The sequence below is a fragment of the Pedobacter sp. MC2016-05 genome (genome assembly GCF_026239735.1).
Classification (GTDB): domain Bacteria; phylum Bacteroidota; class Bacteroidia; order Sphingobacteriales; family Sphingobacteriaceae; genus Pedobacter.
In genome coordinates this window covers 78,134-101,978 of the sequence record NZ_JAPIVT010000002.1, presented here as the reverse complement: position 1 = coordinate 101,978, position 23,845 = coordinate 78,134, and the positions used below count along the sequence as shown (strand labels likewise).

The window sequence follows — 23,845 nt, the reverse complement described above, 5'->3', positions numbered from 1 at the left end:
TTGTTTGAAAACAAACATTGAAATGATTTAAGGAAAAATATCAATCACAGATAAAAGCACGAATACAGCTAAGGAAAATTGATTTTTAATCTGCATCAATTTTTGAAATCCTTTGGTTAAAAAAACTAAACGTAATTAAACACTAATGAAAAAGTTGTTTGCTCATTTGGAGTGGAAACTACTTCGATGCTGCCGCGGTGCATTTTCATAATGTTACGGCTAATGGTTAAACCAATGCCAGAGCCATTTTTACGGGTGGTATAAAAGGGAACGAAAATTTTCTCCAAATCCTCCGGTGCAATTCCTTTTCCGTTATCGGTTACATCGATGTAAAGTTTCGTATTTTCCAGTCGATAACTGATCGAAACATGTGGGTTTTCATTTTCTTCAACCGCATAAATGCCATTGGTAATGAGGTTAATTAGAACTTGTTCAATCAGTTTTAAATCGAGTTGAACAGTGATTTTTGAGGAAGTTTGCTCCACCTCAAGCACCACATTCTTAACTTTTGCAAAGGGCTGCATCAACACTTTAATATGTTTCAGAATTTCCCCTATAGTGTGCGATTCTAAATTTGGTGTTGGTAATTCGGCAATCAAGCGGTAATCTTTTACAAAGTCTAATAAGCCGGTAGAGCGTCGTTTTATGGTTTGTAACGCAGTTTTCAAGTCTTCCATTTCCTCCAAATCCAAGTTCTCTCTGTCTGTTACCATGCTGTTAATCGTGTCGGATAACGAGCTGATCGGGGTAATGGAGTTTAATATTTCATGAGAAATCACACCGATTAATCGATTCCAGGCTTCAGTTTCTTTTTGTTCGATTTCATCCTTAATGTTTTGGAAGCTGATGATGGTGTAATTTTTTTCGTATAGATTTAACGGAATAACTTCTGTAGATAGCTGGATTAATTTTTCCTGAATTTTTAGTTCCAGAAAACGTTTTCCTCCCGAAGAAATCTGATCGATTTCATTAGCGAAAGCTGGTAAATGTTGTTTAAGGCGATGCCAATACTTGTAAGCAGGAACGCTCAAAAGACTCGATGCCGCCTGATTGAAAAAGGCAATCTCTTCGTTATCTTGTGCGGTTTTTGTATTATTTACTACGATTACCCCAACCGGAACTTGTTCCAAAATGGTTTTAATTAGCTGGAACATCGCCTCTTGTTCCATCCTGATTTGCTTGTGCACCTGCAGAATTTCACTGAAAGACTCATATAACTCAGGGAAACTGCCTTTTGTGGCTTTATTCTTGAAATTTAACGTATGGTCGCGGGTTTTGACTGCTAAAATGAAACGTTTAATATCCGAACGGATTTCGTTTATGTAATAGTACAGCGAAATTATCGAACCCAATAAAATTAAAGCTACTCCAATAATCGTGAACCATAACTGGGTGTTCTGGATTAGATAGAATAGGAGATAGCCCAGCAAATTAATGAGGAGTAACTTGGAAATTAGACGAAAAGTAAATCGTTTGTAGAACATACTTTTAAGGTTAAAGGTTGAGGTTTTTGAGGTTGAGGGTTTGTTTGCGAAATAAACCTTTCCACCTGCTACACGCTCCCTTAAATTAAATCCCGAATTTTTCAATCCTCCTGTATAAAGCAGCTCTGGTTAAACCCAGTTCTGCCGCTGCTTTTGATATATTCCCTTTGTGTTTGTCAATAGCTTTTTGTACCATCATTCTTTCCATTTCGCTGAGCGCCATTTCATCCGGCATTGATGTGTTTTGTGCAAACCGCTGCGGACTTAATTGCAAATCTGCTTCTGAAATTTCATTTCCATCACTCATAATAACTGCACGTTCCAAAACATGCTGCAGTTCCCGAACATTTCCTGGCCATTTATAATTTAATAAAACATCTTCCGCTTTATGGCTTAAACTTCGGGTTTCTTTATGGTATTTTATGCTAAAAACCTGCATAAAATGATTGGATAAAAGCAATATATCCCTTCCTCGTTTTCGTAGTGGTGGTAACAGTAGTTCTACTGTATTTATTCTGAACAATAAATCTTGTCTGAAAGTATTTTTGGAAACCATTTCATTCAAAGGCATATTGGTGGCTGTAATTAAACGAACATTTACTTTACGTTCTTTACTTTCGCCAAGGCGGATTACGGTTCGGTTTTGTAAAACGCTTAATAATTTTGCTTGCAGGGGCAAGGTGAGATTTCCAATTTCATCTAAAAATATGGTTCCGCCATCTGCTAATTCAAAGCGACCAGGTTTATCCTCTTTTGCATCGGTAAAAGCGCCTTTAGCATATCCAAATAGTTCGCTTTCGAAAAGGTTTTCGTTTAATGAACCTAAATCGACATGCATAAAAACCTGATTCTTACGCTGCGAATTGCCATGGATTTCATACGCAAAAACCTGTTTACCTGTGCCGTTTTCGCCTAAAATTAAAACGTTGGCATCTGTTGGCGCAACCTTTAACAATGTGTTTTGAAGTTGTTTAATTCCATCGGCCTCGCCAACGATATGCTCAAAACCCCGTGTCATATCTTTGTGTAGCGAAGTGTGGATTTTCTCTAGTTTCTTAACCTTTCTGGTTGATTCGCGAAGTTTTGATGCTGCGGAAATGGTGGCAAAAAGTTTTTCGTTTTCCCAGGGTTTAAGAATGAAATCTGTGGCACCTTTCTTAATCGCTTTAACTGCAAGCTCAACGTTTCCAAAAGCAGTCATTAATATAACCACATAATCTTTATCAATCGACAGGATGTGTTCCAGCCAGTACAAACCTTCACGACCATCGCTTGCACCCTTTTGATAATTCATATCGAGCAAAATTATATCAACCTCGTTTTTGCTCAAAAGCACATTGATTTCTTTCGGTGATTTACAGGTAATAACTTGCTTCACTTGCTGTTTCAGAAACAAGCGAGCACTTAAAAGAATGTCATCATCATCATCGATGATTAAAACTGTAGCGTTTAACATGGATCTAAATTTATAAAAAACCACACCTTTCAAAGGTAATGGCATTTGTTTTTTGTATCCTTCCACTTTCATTCAAGCGCGAGAAATTGTGGTTTAGATAGTTTTATAACCTACTTATATTGTATATTTCAAAAAACCTCACCCTGTTAAAGGAAGAAGCATTTACATTTTGCTACTGTCCCTCTCCTTGAATAGAGGGATTAGAGTAAAGTTGTTTGAACCGACACCCAAATATGCCTTACGTTTTTTCTGCTCTGTAAGAAGAGGGGATAAAGGGAGTGAGGTTCTATCCTCAAAAATAACTAAACTGTCCGCTCTCGCACATAAACTGTCCGATAATGAACAATCTAAAATGTTAATTAATCTTTAAGTAATTGATTTTTAATTATTTATGTTGCTTAATTACGTTTGGCACAAGCTTGGCGTAACTGAAATCACACATACAACCGAACAATGGACAAAAAAATCGAAAAGAAAAGATTTAGCACTAAAACCCTGATTATTATCGGTGGGGCACTTGTTTTCGTAGCAGTTGTAATTTATGGCTATACTTTATCTTTAAAGAAAACCTACAGTGCAGATGCGGAAAAACTAACGATTAGCAAAGTAGAGTACGGTGATTTTGAAGATGTAGTGTTATTAAATGCAAGTGTCGTCCCGTTAACTTCGGTAATTGTAAGTTCATCGGAGGGTGGAACAGTTGCCGAAATTTTTACTGAAAATGGTGCTTCTGTGGTTAAAGGAACACCTTTATTGAGGATTTCGAATTCCAATGCCATGTTGAGTTATACTTCGAGCCAAACCGCTGCCACTGAACAAATTAATCAATTGAGAAAATCGAGATTAGATTTGGAGCAAAATCAAAGGGTTTTAAATCAGGATGTTTTGGATGTTGAAAATAGTTTAAGAACTGCCGCTCGTCAGTATCGCTTGGATAGTTCGTTGTTTGCTAAAAAAGTGATTACACTTCAGGAGTTTAACAAGTCTAGTCAAGACTACGAATACTATCAGGGAAAACTTAAGATTGTACGCCAGGCGGTAAAGCAAGAAAATCAAAGCAGAAGAATGCAGCTTTCGCAAATTGACCACTCGATGGGGCAGATGAACGAAAGTTTGGAAATGATTCGGAAAAATATAGAAAATATGACGATCAAGGCGCCTGTATCAGGTAAATTATCATCTTACGATCCTGTTATCGGAAAATCATATAACTCGAATGAAATGATTGGGAAAATTGATGTTTTGCAAGGTTATAAATTGCAAGCTGGTGTTGATGAATATTATATCAACCGCGTAAAGGAGGGGCAGACTTCTACCTGCGAATTTAACGGAAAAACATATAATTTAACTGTGAGTAAAGTAATTCCAGAGGTTACAGCCGGGCAGTTTCAGGTAGAATTGGTTTTCAAGGGTGCTGCACCGGAAGGTTTGCGTCGTGGTTTATCGCTTCAAACGAAGTTAACGTTGTCTGATAACAGCAAATCTTTACTATTGGCTCAAGGTCAGTTTTTTCAAAGTACAGGTGGTTCGTGGGTGTTTGTGGTACACAATGGTAAAGCGACGAAGAGAAATGTAAAAATCGGCAGAAAAAATTATCTGTACTACGAAATTTTGGATGGTTTACAAAAAGGCGATGAAGTGATCACCTCATCTTACGATCAGTTTAACCAATACGATCAAGTGGAGATCAATAACTAAGATTTAAAAAATAAGATGCTCATAGGATATTTAACCAATCTACAATAGCCTCACATCTTGATACTAAATACTTGATACTAACAAGCTATGATAAAAATAGAAAACTTAGAAAAAGTTTATAAAACTGAAGAAGTAGAGACTACAGCTTTAAACGGAATTAATCTTCACGTAAAAGCAGGCGAATTCGTTTCGATTATGGGACCATCTGGCTGCGGAAAATCGACACTGTTGAACGTAATGGGTTTATTGGATAAGCCAGAAAGCGGAAGTTATAAGTTCATCGATACCGAACTTTTGACTTTAAATGATAGGGAGCGTTCTAATTTTCGTAAAAGAAACATGGGATTCGTCTTCCAGAATTTCAATTTAATAGATGAATTAACGGTTTTCGAAAACATCGAATTACCACTCATTTATAATAAAGTAGCTACCGGAGAACGTAAAAAGTTGGTTAACGAAATCATCGAAAGAATGAATATCGTAAACCGTAGCGGACACTTTCCACAACAGCTTTCGGGTGGTCAGCAGCAGCGTGTTGCGGTAGCAAGGGCATTGGTAACCAAACCGAAGTTGGTTTTAGCCGATGAGCCTACAGGTAACCTGGATAGTTCTCATGGTAATGAAGTGATGGAGTTGCTTTGTGAATTGAACGAAACCGGCACTACGATCGTAATGGTAACGCACTCGAGTCACGATGCTAGTTTTTCAAACAGAATCATCAACTTGAAAGATGGCCATGTGATTTCTGAAAAGATAAATAAAAGCCGAAACGAGGAGTTGATATAGATGAGTTAAAAGTTATGGGTTACCAGTTACAAGGCTGAACTCATACTCAAATCTCTCCATTAATTAAAAATAGTTTTAGTTTAATGATAGGCCAGCCGAATCTTCCTGGATGGGAAGATTCGGGTAAGGCGCTTAAAGGTTAAAAGTCAAACGTGGTAAGTTCTACGTACTGTACTTATAATTTAAACTAACGATGTAAAACTCAAAAAATGTTCAAAATAAACTTAAAAATCGCATTGCGAAACCTTTGGAAAAATAAAGGATTCACCGTTATAAATGTTGGTGGATTGGCCATTGGATTAGCCAGTTGTATGATTTTGCTTTTATATGTCGCGTATGAGTGGAGCTATGACAAACACTACGCCAATGCAGATAAGACTTACGTAATCTATCAGAATGCACCTGCGAACGGGAAGATTTTTAGTTTTGCATGGACTCCAAATGTTATGGCCGATGAGGTTGCAGCAAAAATCCCTGGCGTGAAATATACCTCACATTCCAGTTACCCAAATCCGAAATTACTTTCGGTGGGAGATAAGAAAATCAGTGCAAAGCTGAACTTTGCAGATCAAAATTTTTTAAAAATCTTCGATTTAAAATTTATTAAAGGAAATGCGGAACGGGCGCTCAAAGATGCTAATACAATCATGTTAACGGAATCTCTGGCAAAAAAACTTTTCGGAAACGAAGATCCGATTAATAGAACCGTTAAGCTTGAAAATCAGGATGTGCTGAAGGTTGAAGCTGTAATTGAAGACGTACCTGCAAATAGCAGCATCACCTATGAGTGCTTGGCTCCCTGGGCACTTTTTTTAAAGCGAGAACCCTGGGCACGTCAACCTAACTGGGGGAACAACATGTGTTTGACCGTTGTTCAGCTTAACAACAATAAGTTTCTGGCTGATGCAAATGCTGATATGAAAGGCATTTACAAACGCAATCAGCAGGGTAACACTGCCGAGGCACTCTTATTTCCACTAATCAAATGGCATTTGTACGATGATTTTCAAAATGGAAAATCGGTCGGAGGTAAAATTGAGCAACTTAAGATTTTCTTATTATTGGCTTTTTGTATTCTTTTGATTGCTTGTGTAAACTTCATGAATTTATCTACCGCCCGTTCTGAGCGGAGAGCGAAAGAAGTTGGAATTCGTAAAGCTATCGGTTCTACGAGAAAATCTTTGATCGGTCAATTCTTGCTAGAGTCGGTCTTTGTAACGGTATTAGCAGGTGTTTTGGCTTTCATTTTAGTAGAGGTCAGTTTGCCATATTTCAATAATCTGTTGAATACAAGCCTGGAAATCGATTACAATAGCTTCACTTTTTGGGGTACATTATTTGGTTTAATGATTTTAACGGGATTCATGGCGGGGAGTTACCCAGCTTTGTATTTATCATCTTTTGAGCCGATAAAAGTGTTGAAAGGATTAAAAATTAAATCTGATTCCTCTGTTTCTATCCGAAAAGTTTTAGTAGTTGTTCAATTTATATTCGCTGCTTGTTTAATCGTTTGTACTTCAGTTATCTATCAGCAATTAAGCTACGTTAAAAATAAGCCAATAGGTTACGATAAATCAAACCTTGTCCAAATTGCGGTTCAAGGTAAAATGGGCAACCGAAGCAAGTTGGAACTGCTTAAAACCCAAATGTTAAAGTCTGGTGCGGCAACAGGAGTAACCTTTTTTAGTAAAGACATTACTGAAAGTGGTAATAATACAACAGATGTTCATTGGCAAGGCAAAACAGCTGGAGAATCTATCTTGTTTAATAACCGAGGAATTGGCAGTGACTTTATTACAACCATAGGCACGGAATTAGTTGCCGGAAGAGCAGTAGAAACAGAATCGAAAAGAGATAGCAACAACATCATGCTTAACGAGGCTGCCGTTAAAATGATGAATCTAAAAAATCCTATTGGAGCTAAAATCAGATTTTGGGATGTAGAAAAAACAAATGTTGGTGTGGTGAAAGATTTTGTGGTTGAAAGCGCTTATCAAAAAGTAGCACCTATGATTTTTTATCCAAGTTATATGGATGATGTTCAGGTGATCCTTGCTCGTTTAAATCCTAACCAAAATATCAGTTCTTCGTTAGAAACCATTGATGGCTTAATTAAGCAAATTGAACCCGATTATCCGGTAAAACGAAGATTTGTAGATGAATCTTTCGAGGTTAAATTTCAAGATGAAAAATTACTGGGCACACTTTCAAACTGGTTCGGAGGTTTTGCTATTTTCATTTCTTGCTTAGGCCTATTAGGATTAGCTCTTTTCATGGCCGAGCAACGCAAAAAGGAAATCAGCATTCGTAAAGTGCTGGGCGCCAGCACTACAAATATCCTTACGCTTTTAAATAAAGACTTTATAAAACTAGTGGCGATAGCGAACTTAATAGCCTTTCCGTTAGCGTACATTATTATTAACAAGTGGCTGTCTGCTTTTGAATATAGAATTGCAATTTCAGCAATACCGTTTGTGATTGCAATTGGATTGTCTGTTTTGATAGCCATTTTAACAGTAAGCATCCAATCGGTAAAAGTAGCAAAAGCTAACCCTGTCGATGCACTTAAATATGAATAATTAGCCCCTCCCAACCTCCCCGGAGGGGAGGAGTTGCAAAGTTTTATACCGTTTGAACCGAACAAATAATGTTAGTAGAAATAAAATTTTTTAACCACAAACAAAAGTCCTCCCTTCCGGGGAGGATTTAGGAGGGGCTTTATGTTCAAACTCAACCTAAAAATCGCATTGCGAAACCTGTGGAGAAACAAGTCTATCACAGCAATTAACGTTGGTGGTTTAGCTATTGCTTTGGCTGCGTTTATTTTGGTGGCCATGTATTTTACTTATGAAACCAGTTTCGACAAATCAAATCCTAACTATAAGAATATTTATGTGGTAGGGGTAACGTATCCCGAGTTTAAAACGAATTACATCGCGGCTCCATTTGCAAAAGCCATTAAACAAACTTATCCGGAAGTAGAATCGGTTGGTTTAATAAAGGAAGGCTCTTTTGAACTGACTATCAAAAATGGAAAGAACACACTTTTTACCAAAAATATACTGGCTGTAGACTATAATGCAGCGAAAATGCTAAACATTGTGCCAGAAAATGGTCTGACCAAACCATCAGGAGATATAGAAAGACTCAATTATCTGAGTAAAGAAAGCATGAAAACACTTTTTCCTGGTAAAAAAGATAATAAGCCCGAGATGGTTGGTTATGGAGCGAGCAACTCGGGGATAACGGGAACTATAGCAGGCACTATTGACGGGAAAAAACATTCTAACTTTAACTTTGATGGGGTTTCTTTGGCAGCCGAACTGGGTGAGCATGATAACTATGATATGAATGACTATTCAATCTATCTGAAGTTAAAACCTCATGTTGATGTTGCAAACCTTGAAAGAAAAATAAGTGAGTTATATCGATACGAATTATTGAAAGTTAATGCCAAAAAGGAGTTAGCTGAATTAAAAACCATCTCTATATTTTTAGATCCACTGGCAAACTTACACCTGCGCCCTAAAGCGGGAAACGATCTGCCTTACAAAACCTTGATGGCGCTTTCCATACTCGGATTTTTAATTCTTGTGATTGCGTGTATCAATTTCACCAACCTGAGTATTGCCCAGGCCAGTAAGCGAGCCAAAGAAGTTGGCCTTAAAAAAGTAATGGGTGCCTACCGTTCGCAGCTTACCATACAATTTCTTACCGAAATATTTATCCAGTGCTTTATCGCTACCGTACTGGCTTTAATTTTAGCAGAATTAGTGTTACCTGAATTTAATAATCTATTTCAGGTTAATCTATCCGTTTTGCAAATTGATAATGGATTAATTTGGGAGCTTCCACTAATTTTAGTCATCATCACACTGATTGCAGGCACGTATCCTTCTATGGTTTTATCTGGCTTTAAACCAGCTTTAGTATTGAAGGGAAATTTTGCTGCCAGCAAACAAAGCTCTTGGTTGCGAAACGGATTGCTGATCTTCCAATTTAGTATTGCTGTAATTTTGATTATCGGCTTATTAACTATCAATTCACAATTGAAATACATGCGAACGCAGGATGTTGGATTTAATGCCAATCAGGTTGTTTATGTCAAAAACTTAACGCTCTTTAACAATCCAGTCAAGTTTGGTTCTGTCAGTTTTAATCCAGTAAGAGATAGGTTAATGCGGATTCCAGGAGTAAAATCTGCTACGGTTGCAAGTTTCATCCCTGGCGGCCAGAATGGAATAAATAGTTATGCCTATCAAGCGACCAAGGCGAACATCGATTTCGTAAACGTAGATTTTGACTATTTTGAAACCCTGAATATAAAATTAAAAGAAGGCCGCTTTTTCTCAAATGCCTTTGTAACAGATACTGTCAACTCTGCCATCATTAACGAAAGCGCAGTGGCAAAATATGGTATTAAAAACCCTGTTGGCCAGATCATCAAAGGCTGTAATATCGATTATAAAATTGTAGGCGTAATTAAAGATTTTAAAACCCAGGGTTTCGAAAGTACGGTACAGCCTACAATATATACGATTAAGGACCCCTGTGGAAGTTACAAAACACAAATCCTTCTGAAGATAGAGGAAAATAAAATGACCGATGCGCTGGCTGCTTTGAAGGCGCAATGGCCGCAGATTAATCCGCTAGATGGTGAAGATTTCAGGTACGAATTTTTAGATGAGCTTTATGGCAAACTATTTAAAAAGCAAGAGCAACTGCAATCGGTGTTTTTTGCAGCGGCTTTGCTCACCATCTTTATTGCCGTTTTAGGTTTGTTTGCCTTTGCAAAATACATCACTAACGGCAGAATCAAAGAAATCGCTGTGCGAAAAATTTTAGGGGCAAGCGATGTTCAGATTTTCAAGTTGATTAACAGTTCTTTTTTTATCATGGTGCTCTTAGCCAATTTAATTTCCTGGCCGGTGGCTTATATCCTGACTAAAAAATGGCTGGAAACCTTTGCCTACCGAATTGATTTACCGATACTGCCGTTTTTGCTAAGTGCTGCCATCACCATTTTGTTAACGGTAGTTACCGTAAGCATTCAGGCTAAAAAAGCGGTAAAGGCTAATCCTGTTGATGCTTTGAAATACGAATAAAATCGAGTTAACAGTTGCGGGTTACCAGTTATAAGTCTGGGCTCGCAACAGGTAACACATAACCCATAACCCAAATATGTTCAGATTAAATTTAAAAATCGCTTTGCGAAACCTTTGGAAGAATAAAATTTCATCTTTCATTAATGTAATCGGTTTGGCTATTGGCCTTGCAGCTTGTTTAATGTTGTTGCTCTATGTATCATACGAATGGAACTTTGATAAGCAAGCCAAAAACTGGCAAAATGTTTATATAGCGATGACCAATGTTCCGGGTGAAGGTGGGAAAATTGGTGGTACTTTTTATGGTTCAACCACTGCGTTAGGTCCGCTGTTGAAGGATAAACTTCCCGAAGCGAAATACGTTGCACGGATGGACTATGGCAAAAAAAGCCTGATAGCAAATGGACAAAATAGTTATAAAAAAGATTCAAAATTTGCTGAGCCCGATATTCTCAAAATGTACGATTATGAGTTTATTTACGGGGATGCTAAAACTGCGCTAAATAATCCACTTTCAGTAATTTTAACAGAAAGTACGGCAAAAACGCTCTTCGGAACCAATGATGTTCTGAATAAATCGGTTCGTTTTCAAGACAAAGAAAACTTAACAATTACCGGAGTAATTAAAGATTTGCCAGAAAATAGTTCGAACAGGTTCGATTTTTTAATGCCCTGGTCGTTTTACGAAATCGTTGATGAGAGCGCCAAAGATTTAAACTGGACAAATTACAGTTTCGTAACGATGGTTACCCTAAACGCTGATGCCAATATTGATATGGTAAATCGTAAAGTAGACGAATTGGTCAAAAAAAGCGCCGAACAAACAGAGCAATCGCAACCAAACTTTTTATACCAAGCCAGTAAACTTCACTTGTTTGGTACATTTGAAAACGGGAAACCAGTTGGAGGAGATATTGAGCAAATCTGGCTTTTCATGGGGTTAGCATTTGGGATATTGCTTATTGCCTGTATCAATTTTATGAACATGGCAACTGCCAAATCAGAGAAAAGAGCTAAAGAAGTTGGAATTAAGAAAACCATTGGGGCGAATCGTACCTCGTTAATTCTCCAGTTTTTAACCGAATCAATGGTGCTCACATTGGTTGCTGTAGTAGTTTCAATTGCTTTGATAGAACTTTGTCTGCCTGCATTTAATCAGTTACTCAATATAAATCTTGGAATTTCGTATTTCAATACCGCAAGTTGGGTAGGTATAATGACAATTGTAATTGCAACTGGTTTAATTGCCGGCAGTTATCCTGCGTTCTACCTATCTTCTTTTAATCCAATCCAAACGCTAAAAAGGAAAGTCAAGGCCAGAGGATTTCTAACGATAAGTTTAAGGCAAGTATTGGTGGTAGGCCAGTTTTGTTTTGCCATTATATTGATTATTGCCACTTTGGTTATTTATCGCCAAATCCAATACGTCAAAAATAAGCCGGTTGGCTTTGATGTAAATGCCTTGGTAGAAATTCCTCAGGATGGTGAGTTGAAAGGTAAATTTGAACTGTTCAAAACTGAAATGCTGAAGTCTGGTGCAGTAACATCGATGTATCAATCATCCGTTAGCCTTTCTCACCGCGGTCGGAATTTTATGGATATTAAATGGGATGGGATGACAAAGCCCGAAAATACGGTGATGTTTAACCAGGTAGCCACCTCTTACGATTTTACCAAAACCAACGGAATTAAATTATTAGAGGGAAGAGATTTTTCTAAAAACTTCGCCTCAGATACCGGTGCGTTACTGGTAAGTGCCTCGGCCGTAAAAGTGTTTGGCTATAAAAATCCTATTGGCAAAAGGGTAAATCTTTATGGCACTAATGCTTATATCATCGGAGTATTTGACGATTACGTTTGGGATTCGCCATACAAATCCAATAATCCACAGGTGGTTTTCTTAAATCCTGCGCAAACAGGCACCATCACGATTCGCTTAAATAGCGCCAATAATTTGCAAAGCAACATCGAAACCATCAGTAGAATTACGAAGGCTTTCAATCCTGCTTATCCAACAGAGATTACTTTTATAAATTCATTATACCAGGAGAAATATAAGTCAGAAAAAACCTTAGGTATTCTTTCCAACCTGTTCGGCGGACTAGCGATTTTCGTATCCTGCCTGGGTTTATTCGGTTTGGTTGCCTACAGTGCCGAGCAACGTACTAAAGAATTTGGCGTACGCAAAGTGCTTGGCGCATCGGTTGCTAATCTGATGCAATTGCTTTCTCTTTCATTCATCAAAATGATTGTGGTCGCCATTATTGTTGCGGTTCCAATAAGTTACCTGGCGATGAATAGATGGCTCAAGAATTTCGAATTCCATACCGAGATTTCCTGGTGGATTATTCCCTTGGCAGCAATAGCAACACTATTAATGGCTTTAATTACGGTGAGCTTTCAAGCATATAAAACAGCAAAAGCTAATCCGGTTGATGCTTTGAAATACGAATAGAATCGAGTTAACAGTTGCGGGTTACCAGTTATAAGTCTGAGCTCGCAACAGGTAACACATAACCCGTAACCAATTATGTTCAAACTTAACTTAAAAATCGCATTACGAAACCTTTGGAAAAACAAGGGGTTCAGCTTGATTAATATCGGTGGATTAGCTATCGGATTGGCGAGCTGTATGCTGTTATTGCTGTACGTTTCTTACGAGTTTAGTTTCGATAAACAGTATGAAAACTACAAAACGACTTACGTAGCGCATACCAATATGACGGCCAATGGAAAAGTGCACACCTGGGCCTGGACGCCTGGATTGTTAGCGCCAGAATTAAAAGCCAAATATCCTGCAGTTGTTAATGCAGCAAGATCTTCCTACCCATTTGAGCAACTAATCAGCTACGATGATAAAAAAATCAAGAATAAAGGTTTATTTGCCGATCCGGAATTTATCAAAATACTCGACTACAAATTTTTAAGTGGGAATGCTTTTTCTCCACTTGATAATATAAATAGTGTTATTCTTACTCAATCACTAGCGCATAAATTATTTGGAAACCAAAATCCACTTGGTAAAATTGTAAAACTTGATAATGAGGATGGACTAAAAGTTGAAGCCGTTATCGCTGATTTACCAGAAAACACCAGCATCAAATTTGATTATTTGATGCCTTGGAAATTAAATGAACAAAAACAAAAATGGATCAAGGAGCAAGGCTGGGGAAGCAACTTTTGTTTAACCATTGTGGAACTTCAAAATAGTGATTTGTTTGAGAAATTAAATGCTTCTCTTAAAAACATATATAAAGTTCATGATAGCAAGCTAGATAATAATGAACTTTTTCTGCATCCCCTTTCCAAATTACATCTTTACAATGAGTTTGAAAACGGTAAATCTGCGGGAGGAAAAATAGACCAGTTACGAATTTTTTTCATGCTCGCCATCTGTATCCTGCTGATAGCTTGTGTAAATTTTATGAATTTATCTACCGCCCGGTCCGAGAAAAGAGCAAAAGAAGTTGGTGTCCGTAAAGCAATTGGGTCTAGCAGAAAAGCACTTGTTGCTCAGTTTATTTTAGAAAGCACTTTACTGGCCCTCATCGGAACAATAATCGCGTTTATCTTAGTAGAAATTAGTCTTCCATATTTTAATTCCATCCTAAATATCAACTTAATAATTCAATACAACGATTGGCGATACTGGCTTACCTTGGTTGGTCTGGTGCTAGTTACAGGGTTGCTTGCAGGCAGCTATCCTGCATTCTATCTCTCATCTTTCGATCCCGTTAAGGTGCTAAAAGGTTTCGGCGTAAAAACGGGTTCAGCCATTTCTGTTAGAAAAGTGCTTGTCGTTTCCCAATTCGTATTTGCAGCATGTTTAATTATTTGCACAGTGGTAATTTATCAGCAGTTAACTTATATTAAAAATAAACCATTAGGTTATAGTCAGGGGAATTTAGTTCAAATGGCAGCATTAGGTAACTTAAAGGAAACGAGTAAACTTGAACTTTTAAAAACCCAGATTCTGAAATCCGGGGCTGCGACCAACGTGTCTTTGTTGAGTATGAATATTGATGAAGGGGGTAATAACACCTCAGATATCAATTGGCCTGGAAAAAATACTAACGACAAGGTTTTATTTAATCAACGTGGAATTGGTTACGATTTTATTGCAACTACCGGTACCGAGATGATAGCAGGAAGAGAATTTAAAATCGAATTTCCTGGCGATTCCAATAAAGTTTTAATCAATGAAGCTGCAGCCAAAATAATGTCGCTTAAAAACCCGGTAGGAACTGTGATTGATTATGGAGAATATAAATGTACCATTATCGGTGTGATGAAGGATTTTGTCGCAGAATCGCCCTATCAAAAAGTTGCGCCAATGATTTTCAACAGAGCCTATCATGATGATGGAGGTGTAATTCTAATTCGCTTAAATGAAGCTGAAAATATAAGCGCCTCGTTATCAAAAATCGATGCAATGGTGAAAGCGATAAATCCCGATTATCCGGTAGATCGGGTATTTGTGAGTGATTCATTTGAAGAAAAATATAATTCTGAAAAGCTTTTAGGAACGCTCTCTAATTGGTTTGGAGGTTTTGCAATTTTTATTTCTTGCTTAGGCTTACTTGGATTAGCATTGTTTATGGCAGAACAGCGCAAAAAGGAGATTAGCATCAGGAAGGTGTTAGGCGCAAGCACAAGCCATATACTTACCTTACTCAATAAAGATTTTGTCAAGCTAGTGGCAATTGCCAATTTGATTGCATTCCCTTTAGCATATGTCATCATAAACAAATGGTTGTCGGCATTCGAGTATCGGATCAATATATCGGTTTTACCTTTTGTAATGGCCTTTGCGGTTTCTTTCCTGATTGCCGTTTTGACGGTCAGTATTCAATCGATAAAGGTTGCAAAAGCAAATGCTGTCGATGCACTTAAATATGAATAACCTGTCCGTTCGATTTTGAACAAACATTTGTTCGGAATCGAACAGTTTATATCGCTGATTTATTGTAAATTACTGATAATCAACTTATTGAAACCGGTTGTTTATAGTGGTATAAAATTGGCATAAGCAGCATCAGGTCAGAAAGCTTCATTTCAAAACTGAAATTCTCCAGCAAATTAAAAACATGTTCAAACTCAACTTAAAAATCGCCTGGCGAAACCTTTGGAAAAACAAGGGTTATACTTTCATCAACGTTCTTGGTTTATCCATTGGAATGGCCAGTTGTATCCTCATTTTTATTTTCATCCGTTATCAAATGAGTTTTGATGAAGGCTTTAAAAACGAGGATCGAATTTACCGTTTAACTACCAATTGGACATCCGCCGATGGATTTGAAGAATCTGAGGGAGTGCCAAAACCTGCTCCGGCAGCACTAAGAAATGATTTCAAAAATGAAATTGAAAAAGTGGGCGCTATTCGTCAGGATGGCGGAATCATAAAAATAAAAGATGCAGCCGGCAAAGAACGTGTAAAGGTTTTAGAAGATGTTTTTTATGCTGAACCAGAGTTTTTCCAAATTATGAGTTTTGATTGGCTACAAGGAAATCCAGTGCAATCTTTAAGCGAGCCAAATACTGTGGTATTATCAAAAGACATGGCTAAAAAACTTTTTGGCAATTGGAATAAGGCCATCGGTAAAACCATCAATTTCCAGAACAGGGAGGATTTTAAGGTGACAGGAATTTTGCAGGAAATGCCTGAGAACAGCTCATTTCCACTCCATATTGTGGTTTCTTATAAAACCTTTCAAAATTATCCAGATCAGAAGCTAACCGATTGGAGCAACACGTCATCAAACGATCAATGTTTTTTTCTACTCAAAAATAGTGTTTCAATTGAACAGTTACGAAGCATTCTCCCTAAATTTTCTGAAAAATACTTTTCTAAAGACGCTGGTATGAAAGAAGAAATAGGCGCCCAGTCGCTGACTGATATTCATTACAATGCAGATTTAGGGAATTTTGCCAACAAAACAGTACCCAAAAAAGAGCTTTATGGGTTGGCCATCATCGGTGCATTTTTATTATTAACTGCCTGCATCAACTTTATAAATTTAGCAACCGCTCAAGCTGTAAGCAGGAGTAAAGAAGTTGGTGTGCGTAAGGTGATGGGCAGTTTAAGAAAACAATTGGTTGTTCAATTTCTAACAGAAACCCTAACTATTAGCGTATTTGCATTGCTTGTAGCATGTGTATTAACTGAAGTTGCTTTACCTGGAATGAAGAGTTTATTTAACGAGAATATTTCTTTTAGCGTCATTCAGCATCCTATCATTTTTGTATTTATGATCGGCTTAGTCATTATCGTAAGTTTTCTCGCAGGCTTTTATCCAGCAATGGTCATGTCTGGCTTTAGTCCGGCTTTGGCTATAAAAAATAAAATAACAGCCAATGCAGGCGGCTTAAGCTTGCGTAAAGTGCTCGTTGTAGTTCAATTTACCATAACCATCATCTTAATTATCGGCACGTTTGTAGTGTTGAATCAAATGAAATATACGAGAGAGAAACCATTAGGTTTTAATCCATCAGCTATCGCCATGGTAAGCGTTCGTAACGATAGCTTGAGTCTTTTAAAATTCAATATTTTAAAGGAGAGAATTGCTAAAATTCCTGGCGTACTATTTACCAGTTTTTGCAGAACGCCGCCATCATCTAGTAGTAATAACGAAACTAATTTTAGTTATAACGGTTCCGAGAAAGCGAATTTCCAATTAAATACTAAGGTTGCTGATGATCAATATTTTAAAACATTTGGGTTAACTTTTGTGGCTGGAAGAGGTTTTGCAAAAAGCGATACCATTAGAGAATTAGTAGTAAATGAAACTGCTTTGAAAAAACTCAACGTCGTTAATTTTAATGATGCCTTAGGTAAGAAAATAACGATTTGGGGCAAACAAGCAACTGTTGTGGGAGTAGTAAAAGATTTTAATAATTTGAGTCTGCACGAACCGATATCGCCGGTAGTAATATTTTCTTTAAAAGAAAATTATAGAAACCTCGCTATTAAAATGGATAGTAAACAAATTATAACCGTGATGCCGCAGGTAGAAGAAATCTGGAACAAAACTTATCCCGAGAATTTTTATAATTCATCTTTTGTTGACGATGATATTAGCCAGTATTACGAACTTGAACGTATTATGGGAACACTTTTTAAAGTATTTGCAGGTGTGATTATCTTCATTTCCTTCATTGGATTATTCGGCCTAATTTCTTTCGTAGCCACTCAGCGAACCAAAGAGGTAGCCATTAGAAAGGTACTTGGAGCCTCGACGGTTGAGTTAGTAAAAATGTTAAATGGATCATTTTTATGGATGGTTTTTATCGCAAACCTGGTGGCTTGGCCATTGGCTTATTTACTAGTTTCAAAATGGCTTTCTGGTTTTACCTATCGGATAGATTTGAGTATCTGGCCGTTTGTAATTGCCATGATTATTTCAATGGCTATAACTTTAATAACAGTTTCCATCCGCTCTTATAAAGCTGCTGTTGCCAACACAATTGATGCACTAAAATATGAATAACTAAAAGTTTTAAGTTGTACGTTTCAGGTGGTAGGTAAGAAAACGTATAACATAAAACTTACAACTTTAAACACAAATATGTTCAAACTTAACTTAAAAATCGCGTGGCGGAACCTTTGGAAGAACAAAGGTTATACGCTTATCAATATTCTTGGGTTATCAATCGGAATGGCGAGTTGTATACTTATCTTTTTATTTATTCGCTATCAGTTAAGTTTTGATGAAGGCATTAAAAATGAAGATCGAATTTATCGCTTTGTAACCGATTGGAAATACGATGCTTTTGATGATTATTCGAATGCAGTTGCAATTCCAGCCGTAAAAACAGCTAAGAACGAAATTGTTGGAATAGAAAAAGCTGCGGCAATTTTTAGAAATTGGAACATTGTCCGTGTTAAAGATGCTACTGGAAAGGATGTAATTAAAAAAGATGAGACCATTTATTACGTTGAACCTGATTTTTTCGAAATTTTCGGGATGCAGTGGTTGTATGCAAAACCAACTACAGCATTAAATGAACCTAATACAGTAGCATTATCAGAAACAGCTGCCAAGCATTATTTTGGTAATGCGCAAAATGCGATAGGTAAAAACGTAACAATGGGTAATAAAACCTTGCTAAAGGTTAGTGGTGTATTTAAGGATATGCCAAAGAACAGCAGTTTCCCACTTAATATAATGGTGAGTTATCAAACTTATCCAAATAAAAATGATGAATGCTGGGATTGTGTGAGTTCTGGAAATGAGTTTTACATATTATTAAAAGATGGTTTGAAAGCTAAAGATATCGAAACATCATTGGCGCAATTTAATAAGAAGAATTATGCCGACAGAAAAGTAGCTGGCAATCAAAACAACAAATTAGAAGCATTACGAGACATCCATTTTAGTGAACATTATGATAACTTTTCTAACCTCACCATTAGTAAAAACCAAATTTATGGATTGGGAATTATTGCACTTTTTTTAATTATTACTGCTTGCATCAACTTTGTTAATTTAAGTACAGCCCAAGCTATAAATAGAGCTAAAGAAGTGGGTGTTAGGAAAGTGATGGGGAGTTTACGTAAACAATTAATTGTGCAATTTTTAACCGAAACTTTTTTGGTAACGTTAGCGGCTATGCTTATTGCTTGTGTATTAGCAGAATTAGCTATTCCTCAGATGGAAAATCTATTTAAAGGAAATATTGCTGTTGGTCTGTTTCAGCATCCAATCATTTTTTTATTCATGCTTTGTTTGGTGTTGTTCGTTGGCTTGCTAGCGGGTTTTTATCCGGCTATCATCATGTCCGGTTTTACTCCAGCATTAGCAATTAAAAGTAAAATTATGTTGAATAATGGTGGATTAAGCTTGCGAAAAGTATTAGTTGTTGTTCAGTTTTCAATTGCCATCATTTTAATTATTAGCACAATTGTGGTAATGCGCCAGATGGAGTATGTACAGCAAAAACAGCTCGGTTTTAATGCGAACGAAGTGATTATGGTTGGTGTGCCTAATGATAGTTTGAATAGGCTAAAACATGAAAATTTTAAGGAAAGATTGTTGAAAATTCCTGGTGTTAAAAAAGTTAGTTATTGTCAGGATGCTCCTTTGTCGCCAAATATAAATTCATCTGATTTTACATTTAATGGAATTAAAAATAAAGATTTCGAGGTGAGGAGAATGAAAGCCGATGAAGATTATTTTTCATTATTCGATTTAAAATTAATAGCCGGAAAACTATTTGCTAAAAGTGATACAGCGAATGGCTATGTGGTTAATGAAACCTTTTTAAAGAAAGTTCACATTACTAATCCGCAAGAAGCCATTGGAAAAACGATTAACTCTACAGGTCAAAATATCCCAATAATTGGTGTAATAAAAGATTTTAATGATTTATCGCTAAAAGACAATATATCTGGCTTAACCATTTCTGCTGGTAAAAATAGTTACTGGAGGGCGGCTATAAAGTTAGATGCAAAACAAATATTTGAAGCAAACAAACAAGTTGAAAAGTTATGGAATAGTTTGTTTCCAGAACAGATTTACTACTCAAACTTTGTAAATGAGAGTATCAATAGCCAATACGAGACCGAAAAAATAATGGGTATTCTATTTAAAGTTTTTGCTGGTGTAATTGTCTTTATTTCTTTTATTGGGTTATTTGGGCTGATGTCTTTCGTGGCCACGCAAAGAACTAAAGAAGTAGCCATTAGAAAAGTTTTGGGCGCATCAACCTTAGAATTAGTGAAAATGCTAAATGGCTCATTTCTGATTATGGTTTTCATTGCAAACCTTGTGGCTTGGCCGCTTGCATATTTGTTTGTTTCCAAATGGCTGTCGGGTTTTGCTTACCGAATCGAAATCAGTATTTGGCCTTTCGCCATGGCAATGATAATTTCAATGGTAATAACTTTAATAACAGTAAGCATCCGTTCTTACAAAGCTGCGGTGGCCAATACCATTGATGCACTTAAATATGAATAAAGGACGGAAGGTGAAAGGTTTTAAGGTGAAGGATTAAAGCATCCGGAACCTTCCAGCCTTCAACCTTTTTTATCCTTCAACCTTTAGAAATATGTTCAAACTTAACTTAAAAATCGCGTGGCGGAACCTTTGGAAAAACAAGGTTTATGCAGCCATAAATATAGGCGGATTGGCACTTGGATTAACGGCTTTTGTGTTGATGTTGCTGTACATCAATCACGAGGAAAGTTTCGACTCCTGGTCGCCGGATTTAAAAAATGTTTATCAAATCCGTGAGAAACATGATTTTTTTACGCCCGATAATAAGGAACATTGGCAAGATGCTGTTGATAGTCGGATGGCAGCTTTGGTTAAAGAAAATATCCCTCAGGCGATAGCCGTTACAAGAGTAGATCAGGAGTGGGATTGGAACTCTGGTTATTCTGTAAAGGTTGAGCATGCAGACCCGGTAATGATACAGAAAGTTAAGGATGCTGACAGCAGCTTTTTCAGTGTGTTCGATCATCAGTTTATACAGGGTAACACTGAAACCGCCCTTAAATCGCCAAAATCAATTGTATTAAAAGAAAGTATTGCGCTCAAGTTATTCGGCACCACCAAAGTTTTAGGGAAAACGCTAAAGCTGGTGATCTGGAGAAATGATCCTGGTCAGCAATTAACAGTTACAGGAGTGGTAAAAGAGCCACAAACACCGCAAACTGTAGGCTTCAATGCCATCGTTAGGACTGGTGAAAAAGATAAAGATCCAGATAACATTACAGCCAAGCACTATTGCCAGGTTTACGCTAAAATGTATGGTGATTTGGATAGCGTAAGTTTAAACAAGACGCTACAACAAGTTTATGTCAAAGCTAAAAAAGCATCGTTTGCTAAGCAAAAAATAAATTACAATGACTATTACAAGGATGGTAAAAAGCCTGGATTAAGAGCGTTGCAGCTGTCGGAGGTACACGCAAATCCCGCCATACAACTCAGCTGGAAAGATAAATTAAAACCTATAGTTGGAATCTCTATTTTTTTGCTTTTAGTCTCGGTAATCAATTTTGTAAATTTAGCAACCGCTCAATCTGTTAATCGGGCTAAAGAGGTTGGCGTTAAAAAAGTTTTAGGTTCCAATAAACATCAGCTACTTACACAATTTCTTTTAGAGTCTGCTTTGCAAAGTGTTGTAGCACTGTTTCTATGCGTTGTTCTGGTCGAGGTAGTATTGCCTGCATTTAACCAACACTTCAATGTAACCTTAAGTTTTTGGCATAACCCAAGACTATTGTTGATGATTTTCGAACTGGTTATGCTGTTTTTCATCGTAACGCTGCTTGCTGGTTTCTATCCATCTTGGGTTTTATCAAACTACAATCCGGTATCGGTTTTAAAAGGCAACTATGCCAACGGTTTAAAAGGAACAGCAATCCGGAACGTTTTGGTGGTTTTTCAATTCGTAATCTCGGTCACTTTTATCATTGCTATTGGTGTAATGTATCAGCAAACAAAATATGTAAGCAATAAAGATTTAGGTTTCGATAAGGGAAACTTAATCAATATCAGAACCAATTATGAAGAAAAATTTGCCGAACGCTTACGAAAAATTCCAGGTGTAAAATACATCGCTACCACCACGCAGGTAATGGGTAATGCTTTCAACATTCCCGAAGAAATCACTTATAAGGATAATAACATTGCCTTAAATACAGTTACGGTAAGCATGGATGCCTTGCAGGCACTAGGAGTTAAAATAATGCAGGGGCGGATTTTTGCAAAAGAATACAAACAAGACACCGTAAACGCTGTGGTGATCAATGAAAGCGCTGCTAAATTAATTGATAAAAACCCTGTGGGTAAACTGTATGATGTGAAAAGTAATAAGGAAAAATACACTTTCCAGATTGTTGGCGTCATAAAAGATTATCATAACGAAGGCTTTGATAAGGCTGTTCTGCCAACTATTTATAAGGTTACCCACTTGGGTGGCATGTCCACGACGAATAATGTGTTAGTTCGTTTTGATAGTGAAAATAGCGCCCAGATTATCCGTAAAATCGAGGCCGAATGGAAAGTTGCGTATCCTAATTATCCAATGTCGTATGTTACCATGAATGATTCGTTGAATAAGGTGTTAGAGGAGAACAACAGGTTTATGAACATGATTGTACTATTTAGCACGATTTCGGTTTCATTGTCTTTGTTAGGCTTGTTTGCATTATCAACCTTTGTTGCGAAAAGAAGAACAAAAGAAGTTGCCGTTAGGAAAGTTTTAGGCGCTGCTAACTACGAAATTATCCACCTATTAAATAGGTCGTTTTTAATATTGGTGATCATTGCGAATGTCATCAGCTGGCCAATTGCATATATTCTCATTAAAAAATGGTTAGATGCGTTTGCCTATCGGATTGATATGCCTGTTTTACCTTTCATAGTGGCAACAGTGGTTTCCATCACCATAGCGATATTAACGGTAAGCATTCAGGCCAAGAGAGCAGCGACTATGGATCCAGTGACTGCACTTAAATATGAATAAAGCAAAAAGCGGAAAGAATAAAATGGAAAGACCAAAGTGAAGCCAATATCTTAATACTTGATACTAAATACTCGATACTAAAAAAATGATAGAACTTAAAAATATAGAAAAATATTACGCCAATAAAGGGGTTAAAAGTTACATTCTTCGCCATGTAACCACTACAATTAAACAAGGCGAATTTGTGTCTATAATGGGACCATCCGGTGCCGGTAAATCAACTCTTCTTAATATTTTAGGGATGCTGGAGGAGCCGACTTACGGCACCTACGAGTTTATGGGCGAAAATGTAACCAGTTTAAATGAACGTAAACGGATTGAACTTTACCGAAATCACATTGGTTTTGTGTTTCAGGCTTATCATTTAATTGATGAGATGACGGTTTACGAAAACATAGAAGCACCACTGCTTTATAAAAAAGTGGGAAGCGCTGAACGTGCCAGCAGGATTGCTAACTTGTTAGATCGGTTTAATATCGTAGCTAAAAAAGATTTATTTCCTAACCAACTTTCGGGTGGCCAGCAACAACTGGTTGGTATTGCAAGGGCTTTAGCCGCTCAACCGAGCATCATTCTGGCTGATGAACCTACCGGAAATTTGCAATCGGCACAGGCAGAAGAAATTATGCAGCTTTTCCAAAAATTAAATAAAGAAGATGGGATCACCATTATCCAGGTAACGCATTCTGAAAAAAATGCTGAATATGGGAATAGGATCTTGCACATTGCCGACGGCGTTGTTAAGGGTGATGTACAAGTTTAGTTGTAAGTGCTACGTGTTTAAGTTTTAGGTTATACGCTTTAAGTTTTACTTCCGACTTAGAACTTATAACCTAAAACTATAA

The 23,845-nt window shown here is 37.1% G+C and carries 12 protein-coding genes; 10 read left to right on the top strand and 2 right to left on the bottom strand.

What is annotated here, in order from left to right; translation table 11 throughout:
* Positions 1-125: 125 nt before the first annotated feature.
* Complete coding sequence (locus tag OQZ33_RS03500) at positions 126-1,589, bottom strand: sensor histidine kinase (protein WP_265797669.1); 1,464 nt, start codon at positions 1,587-1,589, stop codon at positions 126-128.
* Complete coding sequence (locus OQZ33_RS03495) at positions 1,570-2,940, bottom strand: sigma-54-dependent transcriptional regulator (RefSeq protein ID WP_265797668.1); 1,371 nt, start codon at positions 2,938-2,940, stop codon at positions 1,570-1,572. Before OQZ33_RS03495 ends, OQZ33_RS03500 begins: the two co-directional genes overlap by 20 nt.
* Before the next feature lie 453 nt (positions 2,941-3,393).
* Here OQZ33_RS03495 and OQZ33_RS03490 point away from each other — a divergent pair, with 453 nt between their 5' ends.
* From OQZ33_RS03490 to OQZ33_RS03445, 10 genes are all read left to right on the top strand, one after another.
* Complete coding sequence (locus tag OQZ33_RS03490) at positions 3,394-4,638, top strand: efflux RND transporter periplasmic adaptor subunit (RefSeq protein ID WP_265797667.1); 1,245 nt, start codon at positions 3,394-3,396, stop codon at positions 4,636-4,638.
* Positions 4,639-4,725: 87 nt separating this feature from the next.
* Entirely contained in the window at positions 4,726-5,424 is a 699-nt protein-coding gene (locus tag OQZ33_RS03485) for an ABC transporter ATP-binding protein (protein WP_265797666.1), read from the top strand.
* A 209-nt stretch (positions 5,425-5,633) separates the two neighbouring features.
* A complete protein-coding gene (locus OQZ33_RS03480; protein WP_265797665.1) occupies positions 5,634-8,003 on the top strand; it encodes an ABC transporter permease in 2,370 nt (789 codons plus the stop codon).
* A gap of 141 nt (positions 8,004-8,144) precedes the next feature.
* A complete protein-coding gene (locus tag OQZ33_RS03475; protein ID WP_265797664.1) occupies positions 8,145-10,529 on the top strand; it encodes an ABC transporter permease in 2,385 nt (794 codons plus the stop codon).
* Between the two features lie 76 nt (positions 10,530-10,605).
* Positions 10,606-12,984 carry an ABC transporter permease gene (locus tag OQZ33_RS03470; RefSeq protein ID WP_265797663.1) on the top strand — a complete coding sequence of 793 codons (2,379 nt, stop codon included), beginning with the start codon at positions 10,606-10,608 and terminating at the stop codon, positions 12,982-12,984.
* 75 nt (positions 12,985-13,059) lie between these two features.
* The gene (locus tag OQZ33_RS03465; RefSeq protein ID WP_265797662.1) at positions 13,060-15,432 is read left to right on the top strand and encodes an ABC transporter permease; all 2,373 of its coding nucleotides are present in this window, start codon (positions 13,060-13,062) and stop codon (positions 15,430-15,432) included.
* A gap of 184 nt (positions 15,433-15,616) precedes the next feature.
* Positions 15,617-18,016 (top strand): ABC transporter permease, encoded by a 2,400-nt coding sequence (locus OQZ33_RS03460; RefSeq protein WP_265797661.1) that lies wholly within the window; start codon positions 15,617-15,619, stop codon positions 18,014-18,016.
* Between the two features lie 78 nt (positions 18,017-18,094).
* The gene (locus OQZ33_RS03455; protein ID WP_265797660.1) at positions 18,095-20,485 is read left to right on the top strand and encodes an ABC transporter permease; all 2,391 of its coding nucleotides are present in this window, start codon (positions 18,095-18,097) and stop codon (positions 20,483-20,485) included.
* 91 nt (positions 20,486-20,576) lie between these two features.
* A complete protein-coding gene (locus tag OQZ33_RS03450; RefSeq protein WP_265797659.1) occupies positions 20,577-23,000 on the top strand; it encodes an ABC transporter permease in 2,424 nt (807 codons plus the stop codon).
* An 85-nt stretch (positions 23,001-23,085) separates the two neighbouring features.
* Complete coding sequence (locus OQZ33_RS03445; RefSeq protein WP_056849704.1) at positions 23,086-23,763, top strand: ABC transporter ATP-binding protein; 678 nt, start codon at positions 23,086-23,088, stop codon at positions 23,761-23,763.
* The last annotated feature ends 82 nt before the right edge of the window (positions 23,764-23,845 follow it).